At 62.2% G+C, this 20,562-nt stretch carries 21 protein-coding genes; 8 read left to right on the forward strand and 13 right to left on the reverse strand.

Annotation, left to right across the window (positions count from 1 at the left end; translation table 11 throughout):
• The first annotated feature begins 10 nt into the window (after positions 1–10).
• From GM658_RS16785 to GM658_RS16795, 3 genes are read left to right on the forward strand one after another with little or no spacing between them, the layout of a single operon-like run.
• Positions 11–757 carry a DUF4386 domain-containing protein gene (locus GM658_RS16785; protein ID WP_155455201.1) on the forward strand — a complete coding sequence of 249 codons (747 nt, stop codon included), beginning with the start codon at positions 11–13 and terminating at the stop codon, positions 755–757.
• Positions 754–1,155, forward strand: a complete 402-nt coding sequence (locus tag GM658_RS16790; protein ID WP_155455202.1) for a hypothetical protein — start codon at positions 754–756, stop codon at positions 1,153–1,155. The genes GM658_RS16785 and GM658_RS16790 overlap by 4 nt, the downstream gene beginning before the upstream one ends.
• 3 nt (positions 1,156–1,158) lie before the next feature.
• The gene (locus GM658_RS16795) at positions 1,159–1,848 is read left to right on the forward strand and encodes a hypothetical protein (protein ID WP_155455203.1); all 690 of its coding nucleotides are present in this window, start codon (positions 1,159–1,161) and stop codon (positions 1,846–1,848) included.
• A 1-nt stretch (position 1,849) separates the two neighbouring features.
• Here the strand turns inward: GM658_RS16795 and GM658_RS16800 are convergent, their stop codons facing one another.
• From GM658_RS16800 to GM658_RS16855, 12 genes are all read right to left on the reverse strand, one after another.
• Entirely contained in the window at positions 1,850–2,755 is a 906-nt protein-coding gene (locus tag GM658_RS16800; RefSeq protein WP_229416944.1) for a pseudouridine synthase, read from the reverse strand.
• Position 2,756: 1 nt separating this feature from the next.
• Positions 2,757–3,653 carry a M48 family metallopeptidase gene (locus GM658_RS16805; RefSeq protein WP_155455204.1) on the reverse strand — a complete coding sequence of 299 codons (897 nt, stop codon included), beginning with the start codon at positions 3,651–3,653 and terminating at the stop codon, positions 2,757–2,759.
• Positions 3,654–3,676: 23 nt separating this feature from the next.
• Positions 3,677–4,288, reverse strand: a complete 612-nt coding sequence (metW, locus tag GM658_RS16810) for a methionine biosynthesis protein MetW (protein ID WP_155455205.1) — start codon at positions 4,286–4,288, stop codon at positions 3,677–3,679.
• Positions 4,285–5,442 (reverse strand): homoserine O-succinyltransferase MetX, encoded by a 1,158-nt coding sequence (metX, locus tag GM658_RS16815; protein WP_155455206.1) that lies wholly within the window; start codon positions 5,440–5,442, stop codon positions 4,285–4,287. The genes metW and metX overlap by 4 nt, the downstream gene beginning before the upstream one ends.
• A gap of 30 nt (positions 5,443–5,472) precedes the next feature.
• The gene (ptsP, locus tag GM658_RS16820; protein ID WP_155455235.1) at positions 5,473–7,221 is read right to left on the reverse strand and encodes a phosphoenolpyruvate--protein phosphotransferase; all 1,749 of its coding nucleotides are present in this window, start codon (positions 7,219–7,221) and stop codon (positions 5,473–5,475) included.
• 18 nt (positions 7,222–7,239) lie between these two features.
• Positions 7,240–7,509 carry an HPr family phosphocarrier protein gene (locus tag GM658_RS16825; protein ID WP_155455207.1) on the reverse strand — a complete coding sequence of 90 codons (270 nt, stop codon included), beginning with the start codon at positions 7,507–7,509 and terminating at the stop codon, positions 7,240–7,242.
• A 13-nt stretch (positions 7,510–7,522) separates the two neighbouring features.
• Positions 7,523–7,924 carry a PTS sugar transporter subunit IIA gene (locus GM658_RS16830; RefSeq protein WP_155455208.1) on the reverse strand — a complete coding sequence of 134 codons (402 nt, stop codon included), beginning with the start codon at positions 7,922–7,924 and terminating at the stop codon, positions 7,523–7,525.
• 2 nt (positions 7,925–7,926) lie between these two features.
• Positions 7,927–8,877, reverse strand: a complete 951-nt coding sequence (gshB, locus tag GM658_RS16835) for a glutathione synthase (RefSeq protein ID WP_155455209.1) — start codon at positions 8,875–8,877, stop codon at positions 7,927–7,929.
• A gap of 145 nt (positions 8,878–9,022) precedes the next feature.
• The gene (gshA, locus tag GM658_RS16840) at positions 9,023–10,321 is read right to left on the reverse strand and encodes a glutamate--cysteine ligase (protein WP_155455210.1); all 1,299 of its coding nucleotides are present in this window, start codon (positions 10,319–10,321) and stop codon (positions 9,023–9,025) included.
• A gap of 118 nt (positions 10,322–10,439) precedes the next feature.
• Positions 10,440–11,990 (reverse strand): ammonium transporter, encoded by a 1,551-nt coding sequence (locus GM658_RS16845; RefSeq protein WP_371865136.1) that lies wholly within the window; start codon positions 11,988–11,990, stop codon positions 10,440–10,442.
• Positions 11,991–12,013: 23 nt separating this feature from the next.
• Positions 12,014–12,352 carry a P-II family nitrogen regulator gene (locus tag GM658_RS16850; RefSeq protein WP_028102386.1) on the reverse strand — a complete coding sequence of 113 codons (339 nt, stop codon included), beginning with the start codon at positions 12,350–12,352 and terminating at the stop codon, positions 12,014–12,016.
• A 12-nt stretch (positions 12,353–12,364) separates the two neighbouring features.
• Positions 12,365–13,126, reverse strand: coding sequence for a TorF family putative porin (locus GM658_RS16855; RefSeq protein ID WP_155455212.1), 762 nt, complete (start codon positions 13,124–13,126; stop codon positions 12,365–12,367).
• Positions 13,127–13,320: 194 nt separating this feature from the next.
• On the opposite strand from GM658_RS16855, the gene GM658_RS16860 reads away from it, so the two are divergent.
• From GM658_RS16860 to GM658_RS16875, 4 genes are all read left to right on the forward strand, one after another.
• Positions 13,321–13,563 carry an accessory factor UbiK family protein gene (locus GM658_RS16860; protein WP_155455213.1) on the forward strand — a complete coding sequence of 81 codons (243 nt, stop codon included), beginning with the start codon at positions 13,321–13,323 and terminating at the stop codon, positions 13,561–13,563.
• 108 nt (positions 13,564–13,671) lie between these two features.
• Positions 13,672–14,682, forward strand: a complete 1,011-nt coding sequence (locus GM658_RS16865; protein ID WP_155455214.1) for a patatin-like phospholipase family protein — start codon at positions 13,672–13,674, stop codon at positions 14,680–14,682.
• Positions 14,683–14,691: 9 nt separating this feature from the next.
• A complete protein-coding gene (locus tag GM658_RS16870) occupies positions 14,692–16,641 on the forward strand; it encodes a gluzincin family metallopeptidase (protein WP_155455215.1) in 1,950 nt (649 codons plus the stop codon).
• A gap of 9 nt (positions 16,642–16,650) precedes the next feature.
• Positions 16,651–18,180, forward strand: a complete 1,530-nt coding sequence (locus GM658_RS16875; RefSeq protein ID WP_155455216.1) for a ComEC/Rec2 family competence protein — start codon at positions 16,651–16,653, stop codon at positions 18,178–18,180.
• Here the strand turns inward: GM658_RS16875 and gcvA are convergent.
• The gene (gcvA, locus tag GM658_RS16880) at positions 18,173–19,066 is read right to left on the reverse strand and encodes a transcriptional regulator GcvA (RefSeq protein ID WP_170298849.1); all 894 of its coding nucleotides are present in this window, start codon (positions 19,064–19,066) and stop codon (positions 18,173–18,175) included. The genes GM658_RS16875 and gcvA overlap by 8 nt on opposite strands.
• 113 nt (positions 19,067–19,179) lie before the next feature.
• Here gcvA and gcvPA point away from each other — a divergent pair, with 113 nt between their 5' ends.
• Positions 19,180–20,562: an aminomethyl-transferring glycine dehydrogenase subunit GcvPA gene (gcvPA, locus tag GM658_RS16885; RefSeq protein WP_155455218.1), complete on the forward strand. Its 1,383-nt coding sequence runs from the start codon at positions 19,180–19,182 to the stop codon at positions 20,560–20,562.

Consider the following 20,562-nt stretch of genomic DNA (forward strand, 5'->3'; position numbering starts at 1 on the left):
GGAAAAGACTATGCAACAGAGTACGCCCACCAAGCGCCTCGCGCGCACTGCCGGCCTGCTGTACCTGGTCGTCGTCGTCGCCGGTACGTTTGCCTTGTTGTATGTCCCGTCGCAGCTGAAGATTGGCACCGATTCCGCCGCGGCCTTGGCGAACATCCGCGCCAACGAGGGTTTGTTCCGCGCAGGGATCGCGGCAAGCTTGGTATGTTATCTCGCCTTCCTGCTGCTGCCGCTGGCGCTCTATAAACTTCTCAGTCCATACGGCCGCAATACCGCAATAGTGATGGTGGCGCTGGCGGTGGCCAGCGTACCGCTATCCTTTGCCAATGTTGGCCATCGGATTGAGGTCCTTAACCTGATCGGCAACGCTGAATACTTGCGCAGCATTGCGCCCGATGTACTGGCGCAGCAAGTGATGCTGTCGCTGAAGGCCTACAGCGAGGGGATGGTACTTGATCAGGTTTTCTGGAGCTTGTGGCTGGGGCCTTTGGGCTACCTTGTCTACAAGTCCGGTATATTGCCCAAGCTGCTCGGCATTCTCTTGATGGTGGGCAGTGCGGGGGATGTGGCGGAGACATTCGGCCTTATCCTGATGGCGGATTTTGAAAAGTTGCCGGGGGCAGTATTTTGGTCCGTCCCCGCGTCACTTGGGGAGATCGGCACTTGCCTGTGGCTCTGCATTATGGGCGCGCGCGAGCCGGCGCCGAGCGTGGACGCCTATAATATGGGAATAGAAATCGTCCGGAACCAAACATGAAATCAGTCCTTGTCCTTTTCCTGCTGACCATCAAAAGCAGCTTTATCAATGACGAAGAATCCGAAGCCACCGACGAGCAATTCGACACGATCCAGTTCGTGCAAACCGAGAAAGGCACTTGGCGCTTCAAGACTTTCGCCGAGGACGAGGATGTGCACCTGTGGAGCATTGAGGCCGACGGCGACCTGGTTGAACTGGCGATCGAAACCACCAACCGCCACTACGGCGATGTGATTGACGAAGCCTTCATCATCGAAAGCGAAGATGGCGTGGAAGGCCTGCGCCGCGAATTGAAAAAGCAAGGCTTGAGCGACAACCTGCAAATCTCGCCGAAAGGCCCGCTGTTCTGGGCCCCGCCAGGTTCCGACTACAGTCCAAAGTCCGCCCCTTCACACTGAATCATGCGCCGGGCTACCCTCGCCTTAGCGGCGCTTGCCGGCCTGACCGCATGCGCCGGCAATTCCATCGACTACGCCTACAGCAGCGCCAGGATTGGGAATCTCGAGATCCGCATCGTAAACTCTCCTGTTGGAGCATCGTTCGATCTCGCTGGCGTGTCCCCTGCGGCCGGCAAGATCAACGCATACACCAAACACTGGAGGGATGAGCAGGCCGCCAGCGCCCGCGAATGCCGCTCTAATGGCGATCCGGGATGGCAAAGCAAGCTGACCGCAAAGCAGGTCATTGGGCGCTACCTGCTTGTCATCGATGAGACGGGGCAAAACGTCTGCGGTGGCGCACTCGATAATTCGCATCATTACACCGACATATTCGACCTCGATTCCGGCGACAAGGTCAACGCATGCGGCTGGCTGGCGGGCAGGTGCGAGGGCCTCGAAAATTATGGGCATCCCCTAAGCCGCCTGGGCGAAATGATCAAGGAACGCGCGCGCACTTCGCCGGGGTGCCAGATCCTTTCGTCCATGTACGGCGTTCCGGAACCTTATCCCACTGCCGACGGCCTCGCTTTTCCCACCATCCACGATGCCAAAGATTGCGATGTCGAAGTACTGGTAAGTTACGACGAAATCGCCCCATTTCTTTCTGCGGAAGGCAAGAAGGTCGTCGCCGGCTTGAAAGGCCTGCGCTAATTCAAAGCGTGCGCTTGCTTTCGAAGTAGCGCCACTCCCCCGTCAGCGGATCCGGGAAACCGATGGCTTTCGCCAGCAGCTTGAGGGGCGACGACACGTCGTCCTGCTTGCATGGCAGGGCGACCGGATAGAAGACATCGTTCACGATGGGGATGCCGAGCGACGACAGGTGCACACGCAGCTGGTGCTGGCGGCCGGTATGCGGCCACAGCCGGTACAGCACATGTTCGCCGCGCTGCTCGATCACGTCGATCATGGTTTCCGAATTCGGCTCGCCCGGTTCTTCCTTCATGGTAAAGAACTTGTCGCCCTCTACCATGCGGCTGCGGTAGACGAAGGGGAACTCGCGGCCCGGCAGCGGACCGGCCAGCGCTTCGTATTCCTTCTGCACAAGGCGTTTCTGGAACAAAGACTGGTAATCGCCGCGGCTGCGGGCATTGCAGGAAAAGATCACCAGGCCCGCCGTTTCGCGGTCCAGGCGGTGGATCGGCACCAGGTCTTCGATGCCCAGCTTCCGGCGCACGCGCACCAGCAGCGTCTCTTTCACAAATCGGCCGGACGGAATGGTGGGCAGGAAGTGCGGCTTGTCGACCACCACGATATGTTCGTCCTGGTGCAGCACTTCTTCTTCAAATGGAATCGGGAATTCGTGATCGAGCTCACGGTAGTACCAGATGCGGGCGCCGCGCACGTAGCGAGATTCGGGCTGCACCGGCACGCCCTTGCCGTCCACCACATCGCCGCGCGCCATGCGTTCGCGCCACTGGGCTTCCGTCACGGCGGGATAGTTGGCGGACATGAAGGTGATCATATCCGGCCAGTCGCCCTCCGGCAGCCACAAATAGCTGGGCGTGACGCCATCGCGCATCGGCAGCGGCGGCGCGACGGCTTGCTTCGGGCGGGGCATCTCAGTTCGGCAGCGGCGACGTCTGGTAAGGCGGCAGCTTGTTCACGTCCAGGCCGCGCACGCGGGCGTAGACCGGCAGCACCAGCGGCATCTGCTTCTGCATGTCCTGGATGCGCGACTCGCCGCTTGGGTGGGTCGACAGGAATTCCATCGGCTCCTGCGAATTCACGGCGCCCATCTTCTGCCACAGCGCGAGGCCTGCGCGCGGATCGTAGCCGGCTCGGGCTGCCAGGTCGATGCCAACGAGGTCGGCCTCGGTCTCATCGCCGCGCGAGAATTTCATTACCGTCAGTTGGCCGGCCATATTCGCGCCGGCATCAGTAAGGCGCGGATCGATGCCCAGGTAGGAAGACAGCGCAGCGCCACCCAGCCTGCTGGCAATCGACACGGCGGTCGATTGCACCGCGCGCTTGCGTGCATGTTCACGCAGGGCGTGGGAGATCTCGTGGCCCATGACCATGGCCACCTCATCATCGGTCAGGTTCAGTTTCGTCAGGATGCCGCTGTAGAAAGCAATGCGGCCGCCCGGCATGCAGAAAGCATTGACCTGGTCGGAATTGAGCAGGTTGACTTCCCAGTTCCAGTTGGCGGCGGCAGGATTCCAGCGCTTTGCATTCGGCACGATGCGCGCGGCGATGGCGCGCAGGCGCTTGACCTGCGGATCGCTGTCCGGCACCAGGGCCTCTTTCTGCTTTGCTTCGCTCAGCAGTTGCGAATACTGGAGCTTGGACTGCTGGTCCATCTCCTGTTCGTCGGCGAACACGCGCAAGCGCGACAGCTTGGTGACGGGAATACCGTCAGCCCTGGGATTCATCGGCGCCTGTGCGGGCGCTTGTCCGGCCGAGGCGGCGCCGGCAGCCAGGGCCAGCGCAATCAGTGTGAGCTTGAACTTCTTCATATTGCCTACGATACCACAACAACTTAACTGCTTTGCTTTTTGCGCAAGCGGAACACGGCCAGGTCGCCGCGCAGGTTAGGCAGCAAGGACACGGTCTTGCCCTCGGCCAGCGCCACGCATTCGATCACTTCCAGCCCCACCTCTTCCGCCAATTCCTGGAAGTCATAAATGGTGGCGCAGCGCACGTTCGGCGTGTCGTGCCACTGGTATGGCAGCGACTTGGAGACCGGCATGCGCCCCTTCAAGAGTGCCACCCGGTGCGGCCAGTAAGCAAAGTTGGGAAAGGATACGATGGCTTCACGGCCCACGCGCACGATGTCGCGCAGCAGGTCTTCCACATGCTTCATCATCTGCAGCGAGGACAGGCACAGCACCGTATCGAAAGAGTTATCGCCGAACATGCCCAGGCCATTCTCGAAGTCCTGCTGGATCACGCGCACGCCGCGCTGGGTCGAAGCCAGCACCTGCTCGTCCGCCAGTTCCAGCCCGTAGCCGGAACAGCGCTTGTCGCTCTGCAGGTAATCCATCATCACGCCATCGCCACAGCCCACGTCGAGCACGTGGGCGCCTTCGCGCACCCAGTGCGCAATGAAGGCCAGGTCGGGACGGGCGCTGCTCAGGTCATCGAAAGTCATGCTGCTTGTTCCTTGTTCGTTTCTTTCCACACTTGCTCGTAATAGGCGCGCACCATATTCATATAGCGCGAATCCTCGAGCAGGAAGGCGTCGTGCCCATGCGGTGCATCGATCTCGGCATAGGTCACCTCGCGGCGGTTGGCCAGCAGCGCCTGCACGATTTCGCGGCTGCGTTCAGGCGAAAAGCGCCAGTCCGTGGTGAAGGAAGCGAGGAAGAACTTGGCCTTGGTACCGGCCAGGGTCTTCGTGAGGTCGCCGTCGAATTTGCGCGCCGGGTCGAAGTAGTCGAGCGCCTTGGTGATCAGCAGGTAGGTGTTGGCGTCGAAATATTCCGCGAACTTGTCGCCCTGGTAGCGCAGGTAGGACTCGATCTCGAAGTCGATGCCGAAGCCGAATTTGTAGTCGCCGCCGCTGGCAGCAATATCGCGCAGCTTGCGGCCGAACTTCTCGGCCATGTCGTCGTCGGACAGGTAGGTGATGTGGCCAATCATGCGCGCCACTTTCAGGCCGTTCTTCGGCACCACGCTGTGTTCGTAAAAGTCGCCGCCATGGTAGTCCGGGTCGGACAGGATAGCCTGGCGCGCCACGTCGTTGAAGGCGATATTCTGCGCCGACAGCTTGGGCGTGGAGGCGATCACCAGGCAGTGGCGCAAGCGTTCCGGATACATGATGGACCAGGCCAGCGCCTGCATCCCGCCCAGCGAACCACCCATCACGGCGGCGAACTGCTGGATGCCCAGCTGGTCGGCCAGGCGCGCCTGCGCCGCCACCCAGTCTTCCACCGTCACCACCGGGAAAGCGGCGCCGTACTGCTTGCCGGTCTCCGGATTGATGTGCATCGGGCCGGTGGAGCCGAAGCAGGAACCGAGGTTGTTCACGCCGATGACGAAGAACTTGTCGGTATCGAGCGGCTTGCCGGGACCGACCATATTGTCCCACCAGCCCACGTTCTTCGGATTGTCGGCGTAGTAGCCGGCCACGTGATGCGAGGCATTCAGCGCGTGGCACACCAGCACCGCGTTCGACTTGTCCGCATTCAGCGTGCCATAGGTCTCGTACATCAGCATATAGTCGCGCAGGGACGCTCCGCTCTGCAGCTGAAGGGGTTCCGCAAAGTGCATGGTCTGCGGCGAGACGATTCCAATCGAAGGCATGTGAATCCGGTTGTATGAAAAAGGTTGGTATTACAGGGCTTGCAGGGCGATCACGGCGTCGGCAATTGTGTCCGGGTCCATGGCCCGCATGATCTTGCGCATCTGCGGCTTGATCAGCGATAGGTCGCTGTTCAGGATTTCCTGCTTGACCGACAGCAGCTGCGACGGGTGCATCGAGAATTCGCGCAGGCCCATGCCCAGCAACAGGCGGGTCAGCTTGGCGTCGCCCGCCATTTCGCCGCACACCGCCACTTCGATGCCGGCTTTGTGTCCGGCTGCAATGGTCATGGCAATCAGTTGCAGGATGGCCGGGTGCAGCGGGTTGTACAGGTGCGCCACCTCGTAATCAACGCGGTCGATTGCCAGCGTGTACTGGATCAGGTCATTGGTGCCGATCGACAGGAAGTCCATCTTCTTGACGAACATAGGCAGCGCCAGCGCCGCAGCGGGAATCTCGATCATGGCGCCGACCGGCACGTCGGGATCGTACCTCTCGCCCCGCTCGTCCAGCTGCGCCTTGGCGCGCTTGATCATGGCCAGCGACTGTTCGATCTCGAAGGCATGCGCCATCATCGGGATCAGGATGCGCACCTTGCCGTGCACCGATGCGCGCAGGATGGCGCGCAGCTGGGTCAGGAAAATCTGCGGTTCGGCCAGGCAGTAGCGGATGGCGCGCAAACCCAGTGCCGGATTGAGCGCCGTGTGCTCCATCTGGTCCAGCGGCTTGTCGGCGCCGATGTCGAGCGTACGGATGGTGACCGGGCGGCCCTTCATGGCCAGCACGGCCCTGGTGTATTGCTCGTATTGCTCGTCCTCGGACGGCATGCTGTCGCCGCGGCCCATGAACAGGAACTCGGAACGGAACAGGCCGACGCCATTGGCGCCCGACTCCATCGCGTGTTCGCAATCTTCCGGCAGCTCGATATTGGCCATCAGCTGGATCTGGGTGCCGTCCTTGGTGATGGCAGGCGTCTTTTTCAGCTTGCCCAGCTTCTTGCGCACGCGCAGCGCAGCCAGCTGGCGTTCGCGGTACTGCTCCAGCACCTGTGCGCTCGGGGTGACGATCACCACGCCGGCGTCGCCGTCGATGATGACCCAGTCGTCCTGCTGGATCAGGGTCGAAGCCTGCGACATGCCGACTGCCGCCGGAATGTCGAGCGAACGGGCCACGATGGCCGTGTGCGAGTTCTGCCCGCCCACATCGGTCACGAAACCGATGAAGGAACGGTCGCGGAACTTCAGCATGTCGGCTGGCGAGATATCGTGGGCCACCACGATCATCTGGGCCAGGAATTCATCGCCTTCGAGTTCGCCCTGCTTCGGCAGCAGCGGCTCGCTGCCCATCAGGACTTTCAGCACCCGCTCGGCAACCTGCTGGATATCGGCCTTGCGCTCGCGCAGGTAAGGATCTTCGATTTCGTCGAACTGCGCCGACAGCTCGTCGATCTGCGTCAGCAGCGCCCACTCGGCGTTGTAATGGCGCGAGCGGATAATCTCCAGTGGCGCCTCGGAAATCATCGGGTCGGACAGGATCAGGGCGTGCACGTCGATGAAGGCGCCCAGCTCCGTCGGGGCGTCTTTCGGCAACTCATTCCACAGCGTCTGCAGCTCGCGGTGCACGGCGGCCAGCGCCAACTGCAGGCGCCGTACTTCCGCTTCCACGTGCTCCTCGGCGATCAGGTAGTGCTTGACGTCGAGCGCCGCCGGCGCAAGGATGTGCGCGCGGCCGATCGCGATGCCACGCGAAACCGGGATGCCGTGGAGGGAGAACGATGCCATCGGGCTGCCGTCCCGCATTTACTCGCCTTCGCCGAACTTGTCGTTGACCAGTGCGGTCAGGGCGTTGATGCAATCCTGTTCGTCGGAGCCGTCCGCTTCCAGCAGGACCTTGGCCCCCTTGCCAGCGGCCAGCATCATCACGCCCATGATGGACTTGGCGTTGATGCGGCGGCCGTTACGCGACAGCCAGACATCGCTCTGGAATTTGGCTGCCAGCTGGGTGAATTTTGCAGAAGCACGTGCATGCAATCCGAGCTTGTTGATAATTTCAAGTTCTTGCTGAATCATGTTTTAGTTTTGTTTAGTTGACTCGGATACGGTTATCAACCTTGACGGCGCCATTCTGCGCGCCGGCCAAGGCCATTTCCACTACGACGTCCAGCGTGTCGGTACGGTAGGTAATCGCGCGCAGCAGCATCGGAAGGCTGATGCCCGCAACCACTTCGACCCGGCCCGCGTCGGCGATCTTGTTGCAGCAATTGGCGGGCGTACCGCCCTTGATATCGGTCATGACCAGCACGCCGGCGCCGGAATCGAGGCGTTTGATGGCCTCGCGCGCCAGCTGCTGCACTTCGTTCAGGTCCTGGTCCGCCATTACGTCGATCGCCTCCAGTTTCTCCACCGGGGCGCGGAACACATGCGCTGCGGCGGCCATGAAGGCCTGGCCCAGCGGCGCGTGCGTCATCAGTAAAATCCCTACCATGTTTATCCTTGCTTGCCTGCCCGGGCTTCCACCGCGTCGATGAACATGGACGCGACCTGGAAACCGGTCTGCTGCGTGATCTCCTGGAAGCAGGTCGGGCTGGTGACGTTTACCTCGGTGAGGTAATCGCCGATCACGTCTAATCCTACCAGCAAGAGGCCGCGCGAAGCCAATTCCGGACCAAGGGCCTCGGCAATTTCGCGGTCGCGCTGCGACAGGGGCTGGGCCACGCCGGTGCCGCCAGCGGCCAGGTTGCCGCGCACTTCGCCGGCTTGCGGGATGCGGGCCAGGCAGAAGGGCACCGGTTTGCCGTCGATCAGCAGGATGCGCTTGTCGCCCTTGACGATGTCGGGGATGTAGCGCTGCGCCATGATGGTGCGGGTGCCGAGCTGGGTCAGCGTCTCGATGATGGAGCCCAGGTTCAGGCCATCGGCCTTCACGCGGAAGATGCCGGCGCCGCCCATGCCGTCCAGCGGCTTGAGGATCACGTCGCCGTGTTCGGCCTGGAAGTCGCGCAGGCGGGTTTCGTCGCTGGTGACCAGGGTCGGCGCGGTGAATTGCGAGAACTGGGCGATGGCCAGCTTTTCGTTGTGGTCGCGGATGGCGGAAGGCTTGTTGAAGACCTTTGCGCCCTCTTTCTCGGCCAGCTGCAGCAGGTAGGTGCCGTAGACGTATTCCATGTCGAACGGCGGGTCTTTGCGCTGGATCACGGCGTCGAAGGCGGCCAGGCTGGTGTCTTCCGATGGCGCGGCCTTGTACCATTCGTCCGTGTCGCCGGTCAGCTCGATGCGCGAGACGTAGGCCGTGACCTTGCCTTCCTTGAGCGCCATATGGCGCTGCTGGAAGGCATACACCTCATGCCCCCGGCGCGCCGCCTCGGCCATCATGGCGAAGGTGGAGTCCTTGTAGATCTTGAAGCTGGACAGCGGGTCGGCGAGGAAGGCGATTTTCATGGATTAGTCCAAAAATGTAACAACTGATTCTAGCCTAAACCCGGAAAATCTGGGTCCGACCCAAGGGTCAGACCCGATATGCACCCGCCGCAGGCCGTTGATCAGACAGAGTCTGACCCTTGGGTCAGACTCAGGTTTACCGTGTTTAGTAGACCTCCGGATCCGGATCAGTCCTCTCCATCTCCAGCGAAGCCGCCAGCAGCGCCAGCCGCGCCACCACGCCATAGACATAGAACCGGTTCGGCACTGCCGTCCCCGGCTTAGCCTTCACGTCCGGCACCGCATGCTGCTGCGCGAACGCCAGCGGCACAAACTGCGACCCCGGCGCGTTCAGGTTCTGGTCCGGCCCCTTCTCGCCATGCACGCGATAGAAGCCGCCCACCACATAGCGGTCGATCATATAGACCACCGGCTCCGCAAATGCCTCCTTGATGCTCTCAAAGGTCGGCACACCCTCCTGGATATTCAGGTCGGTCACCGCCTTGCCATCCTTAATCACCGTCATGCGCTTGCGCTGTTCTTCCGACAACTCTTTCAGCTCGGCCGCGTCGCGGATGGTGATCACACCTTTGCCATACGTCCCGGCATCCGGCTTGATGATCACAAACGGCTTCTCCTTGATGCCGTATTCCTTGTATTTCTTGCGGATCTTGGCCAGCACCGCATCGACCGAGGCCGCCAGGCTCTCCTGCCCCTCGCCGGTGGTCAGGTCCACCGCACCGCACTTGGCGTGGAACGGATTGACCATCCACGGATCGACCCCAATCAGCTTGCCGAACTTCTTCGCCACCTCGTCATAGGCATTGAAGTGGTTGGACTTGCGGCGCAGCGCCCAGCCGGCATGCAGCGGCGGCAGCAGGCTTTGCTCGTGCAGGTTGGTCAGGATGTCCGGGATACCGGCCGACAGGTCGTTATTCAGCAGGATGGTGCAAGGATCGAAATCCTTCAGCCCCAGGCGGCGGCCATTGGGCGAGCGTACCAGCGGCTCCACCACCAGCATGTTGCCGTCCGGCAGCGCCAGCGGCGTCGGCTCGGTGACCGAAGGGTCCAGCGAGCCGAAACGCACGTTCAGGCCGGTCTGGCGGAAGATCTGCATCAGGCGGGCGACGCTCTGGAAGTAAGTCGGGTGGCGCGGCTTAATTTCCGGAATCAGCAGCAGGTTACGTGCATCTGGGCAATATTTGTCGATTGCCGCCATGGCCGCCTGTACCGACAGCGGCGCCATCTCATTGGCCAGGAAATGGAAACCACCCGGGAACAGATTGGTATCCACCGGCGCCAGCTTATAGCCGGCATTGCGCAAGTCCACCGAAGCGTAGAACGGTGGCGTATGCTCCTGCCACTCGAGGCGGAACCACCGTTCAATGGCTGGGGTCGCGGCAATGATCTTTTCTTCAAGATCCAGTAACGGTCCGGTCAGGGCCGTGACGAGATGGGGAACCATGTGACTTCCTTGCGGGTTGGAATTTGCAGACTCTCCATTTTGGGGCAAAACCGCCAATTAAAAGATACTTTTAAACAAAAAAAGCGCCCCGCAGGGCGCTTTTCTCGTTCCAGGCTTATCAAGCGTGGTACGCGGACTCGCCGTGGCTGGTGATGTCCAGGCCTTCGCGCTCTTCTTCTTCCGGTACGCGCAGGCCGATCACGACGTCAACCAGCTTGTAGGCGAGGAAGGCGACGACAGCCGACCAGACGATGGTGATGCCCACGGCAGTTGCCTGGGTCAGTACCTGGCCGCCGATCGAGTAGTCGGCACTTGCCTTGTTGGCAACGTAGTCAAAAGTACCCTGGCCGCCCAAAGATGGTGCAGCGAACACGCCGGTCAGGATCGCACCCAGGATACCGCCCACGCCGTGCACGCCGAACACGTCCAGCGAATCGTCGGCGCCGATCAGGCGCTTCAGGCCATTCACACCCCACAGGCAGACGATACCAGCCAGCAGGCCGATCGCCAGTGCGCCCATTGGGCTGACGAAGCCGCAAGCCGGGGTGATCGCCACCAGGCCGGCCACCGCGCCGGACGCGCCGCCCAGCATGGAAGGCTTGCCCTTGAAGATCCACTCGCCGAACACCCACGACACGGTTGCGCAGGCAGTCGCCAGCAGGGTGTTGACGAAGGCCAGCGCTGCGATGTCGCCAGCTTCCAGCGCGGAGCCCGCGTTGAAGCCGAACCAGCCCACCCACAGCAGCGAAGCGCCGATCATGGTCATGGTCAGCGAGTGCGGAGCCATGGAGTCGCGGCCGTAGCCAACGCGCTTGCCGATCAGGATCGCGCCCACCAGGCCGGCGATTGCGGCATTGATGTGCACCACGGTGCCGCCGGCGAAGTCCAGCGCGCCCTTCTGGAAGATCAGGCCGCCCTTGGCGGTTTCAGTCGCCAGGGTGGCGGCGTTGGTGATCGCGTCAGGACCGGTCCAGAACCAGACCATGTGGGCGATCGGCAGGTAGCTGAAAGTGAACCACAGCACCATGAAGGCCACCACGGCGGTGAAACGCACGCGCTCAGCGAAGGCGCCGACGATCAGCCCGCAGGTAATGGCAGCGAAGGTGCCCTGGAACGCAACGTAGACGAACTCAGGAATCACGACGCCCTTGCTGAAGGTAGCAGCGGTCGAGAAGGCGCCCTTCACAGGATCGTAAATGCCGTTCAGCAGCGCACGGCTGAAGCCGCCGAAATAGGCATTGCCTTCGGTGAATGCCACCGAGTAGCCATACAGGCACCACAGCACAATGATCAGAGCGAAGATGAAGAACACTTGCAGCAGCACGGACAGCATGTTCTTCGAGCGCACCAGGCCGCCGTAGAACAGGGCCAGGCCAGGAATGGTCATCATGATCACCAGCAGGGTCGATACCATCATCCAGGCGGTGTCGCCTTTCTGTGGAACCGGTGCGGCGGCTGGAGCGGCAGCCGGGGCTGCAGCAGCGGCTGGCGCGGCAGCATCAGCGGCCGCCGGCGCAGCGGCAGCTGGCGCAGCAGCAGGAACAGCGGCCGATGCGGCAGCGCTGGCGGCAGCAGTAGGTGCTTCAGCCGGCTTGGCGTCTTGCGCCAGCACAGGCAGTGCTGCGCTGAAAGCCAACAGGACAGTCACCCCCGCCAGCCATTTCTTCATGGTCTTATGCATCACGGTTCCCCTTACAGTGCTTCGTTGCCGGTCTCGCCGGTACGGATACGGATTACTTGTTCCAGCGACGAGACGAAAATCTTGCCGTCGCCGATCTTGCCGGTGCGGGCAGCGTTTTCGATCGCCTCGATCGCCTGGTCAACGATGGCGTCGTCCACCGCCGCTTCGATCTTGGTCTTTGGCAGGAAATCGACCACGTATTCCGCGCCGCGGTACAGCTCGGTGTGGCCTTTTTGGCGTCCGAAGCCTTTGACTTCGGTCACCGTAATACCTTGCACGTTGATCGCCGACAGGGCTTCACGCACCTCGTCGAGCTTGAACGGCTTGATAATGGCGGTAATCATTTTCATACGGTTGCCTCTTTAGAAGGTTTTGGACACGGTCAGCACCACGCCGCCCTTGCCCAGGTTTTTGCCATTGGTCGGCGCGATATAGGCCTCGCTGGTGGTCTTGATATATGCCAGTGCAACCGATGCCACGCCAAAGTCCTTGGTAGCGCCGACCTTGTAGTCGGTGTAGCTGAAGGCTGGGCTGTTCTTCACTTTCTGGCGGCCCACGTGCAGGTTCAGCGTGTAGCCTTCACCCAGGTCCTGGTTGACGGAAGCATCGATGTAAGAGCTGTGCTTGCTGTCCGCAAAACCGAACAGGTTGCTCAGGGAGTTCGAGTATTTCAGGGTGGCGGGGCCGTAACCGACCTGGCCGTAGACTTCACGCGTATTGGCGCTTGGGTTCAGGCCGTTGGACGGGTAGATATAGGCCAGGAAGCCTACGTCGTAGCTGACGCCAGGGACGATCTCGCCGCGCTTGCCGCCATACACGTCGATTTCGACGCTGGCGTCGCCGCCGCCGTCCTTGACCCATTTGATGGTCGAGGCCCAGGTGCCCGCATAGAAACCGGTCGGATTGTTGACCCAGTCGGCGCCGCCTTGCAGCGCAGGTTTCAGGCGAGTTTGCGAGATACCACGGTAGCGGTAGTCGCTGGTCAGGGCCGCGTTATAGCTAATCTCATTATCAGGCTTCGCCTCGGGTGCGGCATCGGCTGCTTGGGCCTGGCTGGTTCCCATCGATGCGATTGCGAATGCGACTGCAGCGGTGAGACCCAGCTTCTTGCTCTTATGAATCATGGCGATTTCCTTTGGAGTGAACTTTTATTGCGGTTTAAAATTCAGTCTGAAACAACAGCTTTACTGCTTAGTAGCAGATTGCGTGCCAGCCATAATCCGTGCAGGAATTGAAGTAAAGACAGCTTTCCGCACCATTACAATCCAAAGCTGCACCGTCGTGGTGCACAAACTCACACACATCAGGAATAGACAACATGGACATGAACGCCTTCTTCAATGACTTGCAACAGAAGGTCAACCAGGTCATCGAAAATTCGCCGGCCAAGGATATTGAAAAGAACGTCAAAGCGATGATGACCCAGGGCTTTGCCAAGCTGGACCTGGTCACCCGCGAGGAATTCGATATCCAGGCGCAAATGCTGGCCAAGGCCCGCGCCAAGCTGGAACTGATGGAATCGCGCCTGGCCGAGCTGGAAGCCAAACTGGCCGACAAGTGATAATTCGTGAATTTCCTGGCAATTTTTTGACCTACTCTGTAGGAATCGCCCTAACGTAGCGGAAGATTCCTCACGCCATGGGCGAGCGCTTTCCTACGGAGGTGTTCCATGGCGATCATTGTCAACGGTGCCAGCAAGCGCATCGGCCTTACCCTGTCCGGCGGCGGCTTTCGAGCTGCCGCTTTTCATTTGGGCGTGTTTCGGCAGCTGCAGGCGCAGCAGTTGCTGGACAAGGTCGATCTCATCTCCTGCGTCAGCGGCGGCAGCATTGCCGGCGCCTTCCTCGCCCTCAACTGGCACGATCCGAAAGCGTTGGACAAGCTGGACCAGTATCTCGCCACGCGTTCGATTGCCGTCGCTTCGGTCATCGGTGGCGTGCTCGATCCCTTCCATTCGCGGCTGGACAAGCTGGCCGAGACTTACGAGCGCGACCTGTTCCAGGGCAAAAAGCTGGGCGACCTGACGGAAGGCCCGCGCATTTACCTGAACACCACCAACCTTGCCACCGGCAATATGTTTTCCTTCATCGCCGGCGGCAAGGGCAAGAGCGAGATGGGCGACCACGAGCTGGGTTATGCCGACGCGGCCGACTTCCCGATCGCGCGCGCGGTGGCCGCGTCCTCGGCTTTCCCGCCCGTGTTTCCTCCATTGCGGCTCGACAAGGCGGCCTATCCGCCCGCCGCCAAGTGCGACTACGTCACCCTCAGCGACGGCGGCTTGTACGACAATCTCGGCGTCAATCCCGGCCTGGCCGCGCTGAACGAACTGAATTACCTGCTGGTCAGCGACGCCGGCAAGCCCTACGTCATCAAGGCCGATCCAACCGAATCCAGCGCCCTGGTGCTGAAGGAAGGACTGGACATCATGATGGAGCAGATCCGCGGCCTGCAATTCGATCGTATGAAGCACCGCCACCTGGCCAAGGCCGGCCCCTGCCCGCTGTGGTTCTCCATCGACAGCCGCGACGGCGAAGCCAATGCGGGCGACTCCGTGTTCGCATCCACGATCGAAACCAACCTGAAGGCGCTCAACGATGCCGAGCGCGCCGTGCTGGCGCGCCACGGTGCTGCGCTGGTGGCTGCCCGCATCAAGGAATGGGCGCCGGAACTGGCGCAATAAGGAGGCGCCATGTACTCCTCCGCCAGCAGCCAGGATTACAGCCAGAAGGCGATTGAACAAGGCAGCAAACGTCCGCCGTTCCGGCGTTTGCGCGGCTATGCCTTCGATCCCAGCATGTCGCTCAAGCTCGATACCGCCTCCATCAACCAGCGCATCTTCAACATTCCGTGGGAGAGCGAGCTGCAGCCCGGGCCGCGCGGCGAATACGTGGAGGTGGTCGACTTCGATCCGGCCAGCGATTGCTGGTACGAGCCGGTCGACCTGAATAGCCCCAACCTGCTGGCGCAGGATGGCCATCCGCCTTCCGAAGGCAATCCGCAATTCCACCAGCAGATGGTGTACGCGGTGGCGATGAACACCATCTGCAATTTTGAAAAGGCGCTGGGGCGCCAGGTACAATGGTCGCCGCGCGAGGACGCCAGCAAGCACGAGGAATTCGTACAAGCCCTGCGCATCTACCCGCACGCCCTGCGCGCAGCCAACGCCTATTACAGCCCGCAGAAGAAAGCGCTGCTGTTTGGCTATTTCCAGGGACCCAGCGGCATGGTGTTCTCCTGCCTGTCGCAGGACATCATCGCCCACGAGACCACGCACGCCCTGCTGGATGGCATGCACCGCCGCTACCTGGACGACAACAATCCGGACACCCTGGCCTTCCACGAAGCCTTTGCCGACCTGGTGGCGCTGTTCCAGCACTTCACCTTCCCCGAGGTGCTGAAACACCAGATCTCCCGCACCCGCGGCAACCTGGAGGCGCAGTCCTTATTGAGCGAACTGGCGCAGGAATTCGGCGTGGCCACCGGGCGCTATGGCGCCTTGCGCAGCGCCATCGGCGAGATGGACGAAAACGGCGCCTGGCACCCGGTGCAGCCCGACCCGGCGCGGCTGGCGCAAGCATTGGAGCCGCATGAACGCGGCTCGATCCTGGTGGCGGCCATGTTCTCGGCCTTCATCGAAATGTACAAGCTGCGCAGCGCCGGCATCGTCTGCCTGGCCAGTTCAGGCACCGGCAAGCTGCCCGATGGCGCACTGCATCCGGTGCTGGTCGACGAACTGGCTTCCGTGGCGACCAAGACCGCGCGCCAGTTCCTGCTGATGCTGATCCGCGCGCTCGACTACTGTCCGCCGTTCGACATTACCTTCGGCGACTACCTGCGGGCGCTGGTCACGGCCGATTACGACATGGTGCCGGACGACCGCCATGGCTACCGCGTGGCGCTGATCGAATCGTTCCGCCGCTGGGGCATCCTGCCGGAAGGCTTGAAAACGCTGTCGGAAGAACAGCTGCGCTGGCCCTATGCCCGCATCGAACTGGCCGACGGCAGCCCCGACCCGACCAGCGTGCTCACCGGGCTGGCCAAGGAATTGAGCGGGCTGGTGCAGGACTCGCTGTACCAGCGCAAACGCAGCAGGGTGTACGAGACGCTGCGGCGGGCCCGCATCCGCGCCCACGATTACCTGGAAGAGGTGATCAAGTCGGATAACAAGGCCCGCTGCGAGGAGTTCATGCGCGTGACAGGGCTCGAACTGCACCGCAACGGCAAGCTGGCGGGCTTGCGCTACGACCGCGATGGCCTGCCCAGCTTCGAAGTGCACGCCGTGCAGCCGACCTTGCGGGTCATGCCCGACGGCGACATCCTGAAGCAGCTGATCATCTCGATCACCCAGCGCCGCCGCAAGCTGCCGGTGGAGCCGGGAAATCCAGGCATTGGGAGTTTCGATTTCCCTGGCGGCTGCACCCTGGTGTTCGACCTGGAAGGCGATATCCAGGACGACGGCGGCGTGATACCGACCTTGCGCTACGCGATCAAACGCGCACTGGATGACGATAAGCGCCTGGCTGCCGTGCGCGCCCACCGCAGCATGCGCTACGACGCCGGTGTCGCGCTGCGCTCGACTTATTTCAATGTGGACGGCGACAGCGCCGAGCCGTTCTGCATGCTCCACTCCAACGAATAAGGTGCCGCCATGAATTCACCAACCGTCCCGCCCCTGGCTGCCCGGGCCAAGACACGCCCGCGCGCACCGCAGGCAGTCGCCGAGCCCCATCCGCACAAGCAGGCCGCCACCGAGGCACGCCTGCGCATCCGCTTGTACCGGCATGGACTGGGCGACTGCATCCTCCTGCGCTTTGCCAAAGAGGGCGGCTTTGGCACCTGCAACGTGCTGATCGACTGCGGCCTGATCACCGTCGCCGACCAGCCGAAAGAGAAAATGCAGGCAGTGGCGCACGATATCCGCGATGCCTGCAACGGCCATCTTGACGTGGTGGTGATGACGCACGAGCACTGGGACCATGCCTCCGGTTTCCATTCCTCGCAGGCGCGCGACGTTTTCGACGCGATGGAGATCGGCGAGGTCTGGTACGCCTGGACCGAAGACCCGCGCAACGAACTCGGTCAGCGCTTGCGCGCCGAACGCGCCGCCAAAGTGAATGCCTTGGCTACGGCGGTTGCCGCCTTCACCAGGTCTGCTTCGCCCGGCATGCGGGACCGCGGTGCGCAGCTCGGCCGCCTGCTTGGGTTCTTCGGCCTCAAGCCGGGCGACCCGCCTGGCACGGCCATCGGAAAAACGCGCGATGCCTTCGAATACCTGCAAAACAAGCAGGACGTGAAGACGCGCTACCTGTCGCCGAAACAGGCGCCGCGCCTCCTCGATGGAGCCGCGAATGTGCGCGTCTACGTGCTTGGTCCGCCACCGGACGAAGGCATGATCAAGCGCAGCACGCCGACCAAGACCGGGCGCGAAGTCTATGAGCTGGCTTCCGAATTGCAGCTGGCGAGCAACCTGGACGCAGCGTTCCTGCGCCTTGCCCCGGGCGCCGCGCCCGCCGGCGACAGCTTCGACGACTGTCCTTTCGACCCTGGCCTGCGGCGCCAGGCCAAGGCCGGCCAACGCTACTCCCCTGCTTTGGCCGACCTGGTGTCCAATGTCTGGCAAGCGCAAGGCGAGGACTGGCGCAAGATCGAGGAAGACTGGACCCAGGCTGCGGAAACACTGGCACTGAACCTGGACAGCCACACGAATAACACCTGCCTCGTTCTCGCCTTCGAATTCACCGACACCGGCGAAGTCATGCTGTTTCCGGCCGATGCGCAGGTTGGCAACTGGCTCTCCTGGCAGGACTTGCACTGGAAGGTCGGCGAAAACACGGTCACCGGGCCGGACCTGCTGTCACGCACCGTGTTCTACAAGGTCGGCCACCATGGCAGCCATAACGCCACCTTGCGCGATAAGGGACTGGAGCAGATGACCAGCGAAGACCTGGTCGCCTTCATCCCCGTGAACAAGGGGCAGGCCATCAAGAACCGCTGGATGGGCATGCCCTTCAATCCGCTGGTCGCGCGCCTGAAGGAAAAGACCTTTGGCCGCTTGCTGGTGGCCGACGAAGAGCGCCCGAGCGACGCCAGCCTGACCGACCTGTCGCCGGCTGCGCGCAAGCTTTTCAAGACGACGGTGGAACAACAAGAACTCTGGTTCGAGGTGAGCATCAAGTAGCGCGCGCCTCGCCACGCAAGAAATCCGAAAACGAAGTCAGTGCTTCGTGTTCGCTGCGGCTTGGCCGCCAGCACATGTAGTAGGCGCCCTGCGCGGTCAGCGTCTGGTTGAAGGGGCTGACCAGCGTGCCACGCTGCAGGTCGTCCTGGATCAGCACCATGCGGCCTAGCGCAATGCCCTGTCCATTGAGCGCCGCCTGCATCAGCGCATTGCTGTCGTCGATCAGCGGGCCGCGCAGCGCCAGCGACGGCGCCAGGCCGGCCTGCTCGAACCAGCGCTCCCAGTCGTCGCAGCTATCCTCGTGCAGCAGCGTGTAGTGCGCCAGGTCGGCCGGCGTTTGCAGCGGCGGGCCATCCTTCAACAGCGTTGGTGAACATACGGGCAGCAGTTCGGTGCCGAACAGCCGTTCGCATTCCACGCCCGGCCACTTGCCATCGCCCCAGCGGATCGCCAGGTCGATGCTGTCGCGTCCCAAGTCGGTATGCATCACGGTGTGCACCAGCCGCACTTCCAGTTCGCTGTGCGCGGCCAGGAAGCGGTCGAGCCGTCCCACCAGCCAGCGCGAACTGAAGGCCGGCGTCACCGCCACCGTCAAGCGCTTGCGCGCGCGGCCCTCGCCTTGCGCCAACTGCGCCAGCACGCGGTCGATGCGGCCGAAAGCGTCGACCAGGCTGCGTTGCAAGATCGCCCCTTCGCCGGTCAGCGTGATGGCCCGCGTCATGCGCTTGAACAGCTTGATCTGCAGCGCATCTTCCAGCGTCTTGATCTGGTGGCTGACCGCCGCCTGCGAGATGCACAACTCGTCGGCGGCACGGGTAAAACTCATGTGCCGGGCGGTGACTTCGAAGGTTTTCAATTGGCGCAGCAGGCTTGACGAATGGGCCACGGGGCACTCCATGCATAAGGTTTTCTAATGTATCGCATGCATACTGATCATTTGTCAATGTTATTTCGCTCCTCCAAGATCGGGCCATCCGACTCCGATCAACAGGAAATGACATGGCCACACATCCCTACATTCCGAATTCCGTCCCCGCAGTGCGCGCGGCCATGCTGCGCGAGGTAGGCGCAGCGAGCACCGAAGATTTTTTTGCCGACATCCCCGCTGCACTGCGCATGCAGGCGCCGCTGAATCTCCCGGCGCCACACCTGTCCGAAGCGCGCCTCAAGCGTCATGTGGATGGCCTGCTGCGCAAAAACCAGCACTGCGGCGCGCATCTCAGCTTCCTGGGCGGCGGCTGCTACCAGCACCACGTGCCGGCCGTGTGCGACGAGATCAATGGCCGTAGCGAATTCGCCACCGCCTACGCTGGCGAACCTTATGACGACCATGGCCGCTTCCAGGCGCTGTTCGAATATTGCAGCATGATGGGCGCCTTGCTGGAGATGGACGTGGTCAACGTGCCAGTGTATGACGGCTTGCAGGCCGCCGCCACCGCCGTGCGCATGGCAAGCCGCCACACCGGCCGCCGCCGCGTGGTCGTCGCCGGCAATATCAATCCGGACAAGCTGTCCATGATGCGCAACTACGGCCGCGCCGACCTTGATTTCGATATCGCGCCTTTCGATCCGGCTACCGGCCTGCTGGACAAGACTGGCCTGGCCGCGCTGCTCGGCCAGGACACGGCCGCGCTTTACCTGGACGTGCCTTCCTTCCTCGGCACCATCGACGACGGCGCCGCGCTGGCTGCGGCCGCACATGCTGCCGGCGCCCTGTTCGTGGTCGGCGTCGATCCACTCTCGCTTGGCGTACTCGCGACGCCGGCCAGCTACGGCGCCGACATCGTCTGCGGCGACATCCAGCCGCTGGGCATGCACATGAACTACGGCGGCGGCCAGGGCGGCTTCATCGCCAGCCACGACGATCCGGCCATCGTCATGCAATATCCATCACGCCTGTTCGGCATCGTTCCGACCAGCGTGCCCGGCGAATACGGCTTCGGCGACGTCGCCTACAGCCGTACTTCCTTCGACAAGCGCGAGAACGGCAATGAATTCGTCGGCACCGCTGCTGCTCTGTGGGGCATTACGGCCGGAGTCTTCCTGGCGCTCATGGGGCCACAGGGCATGGGCGAACTGGCGACCGGCATCGCCCAGCGCACTGCCTACGCCAAGCAGCGAATGGCACGCATTCCGGGCCTGCGCATCACGCATGGCGGCAGCTGCCACTTCCGCGAATTCGTCGTCAACTTCGATGGCGCCGGGCTGCCAGTAGCCGCCATCAACGCGGCCTTGCTCAAACAGGGAATGTTCGGCGGCCATGACCTGAGCGCGGACTTTCCTGTGCTGGGCCAGTCGGCGCTGTACGCCTTTTCCGAAGTCCACACACAGGAAGATATCGACCTGCTCTGCGCAACGCTTGAGAAAGCCATCCAACAATGA

Source organism: Massilia eburnea (assembly GCF_009720745.1).
Taxonomy (GTDB): domain Bacteria; phylum Pseudomonadota; class Gammaproteobacteria; order Burkholderiales; family Burkholderiaceae_D; genus Rugamonas; species Rugamonas eburnea.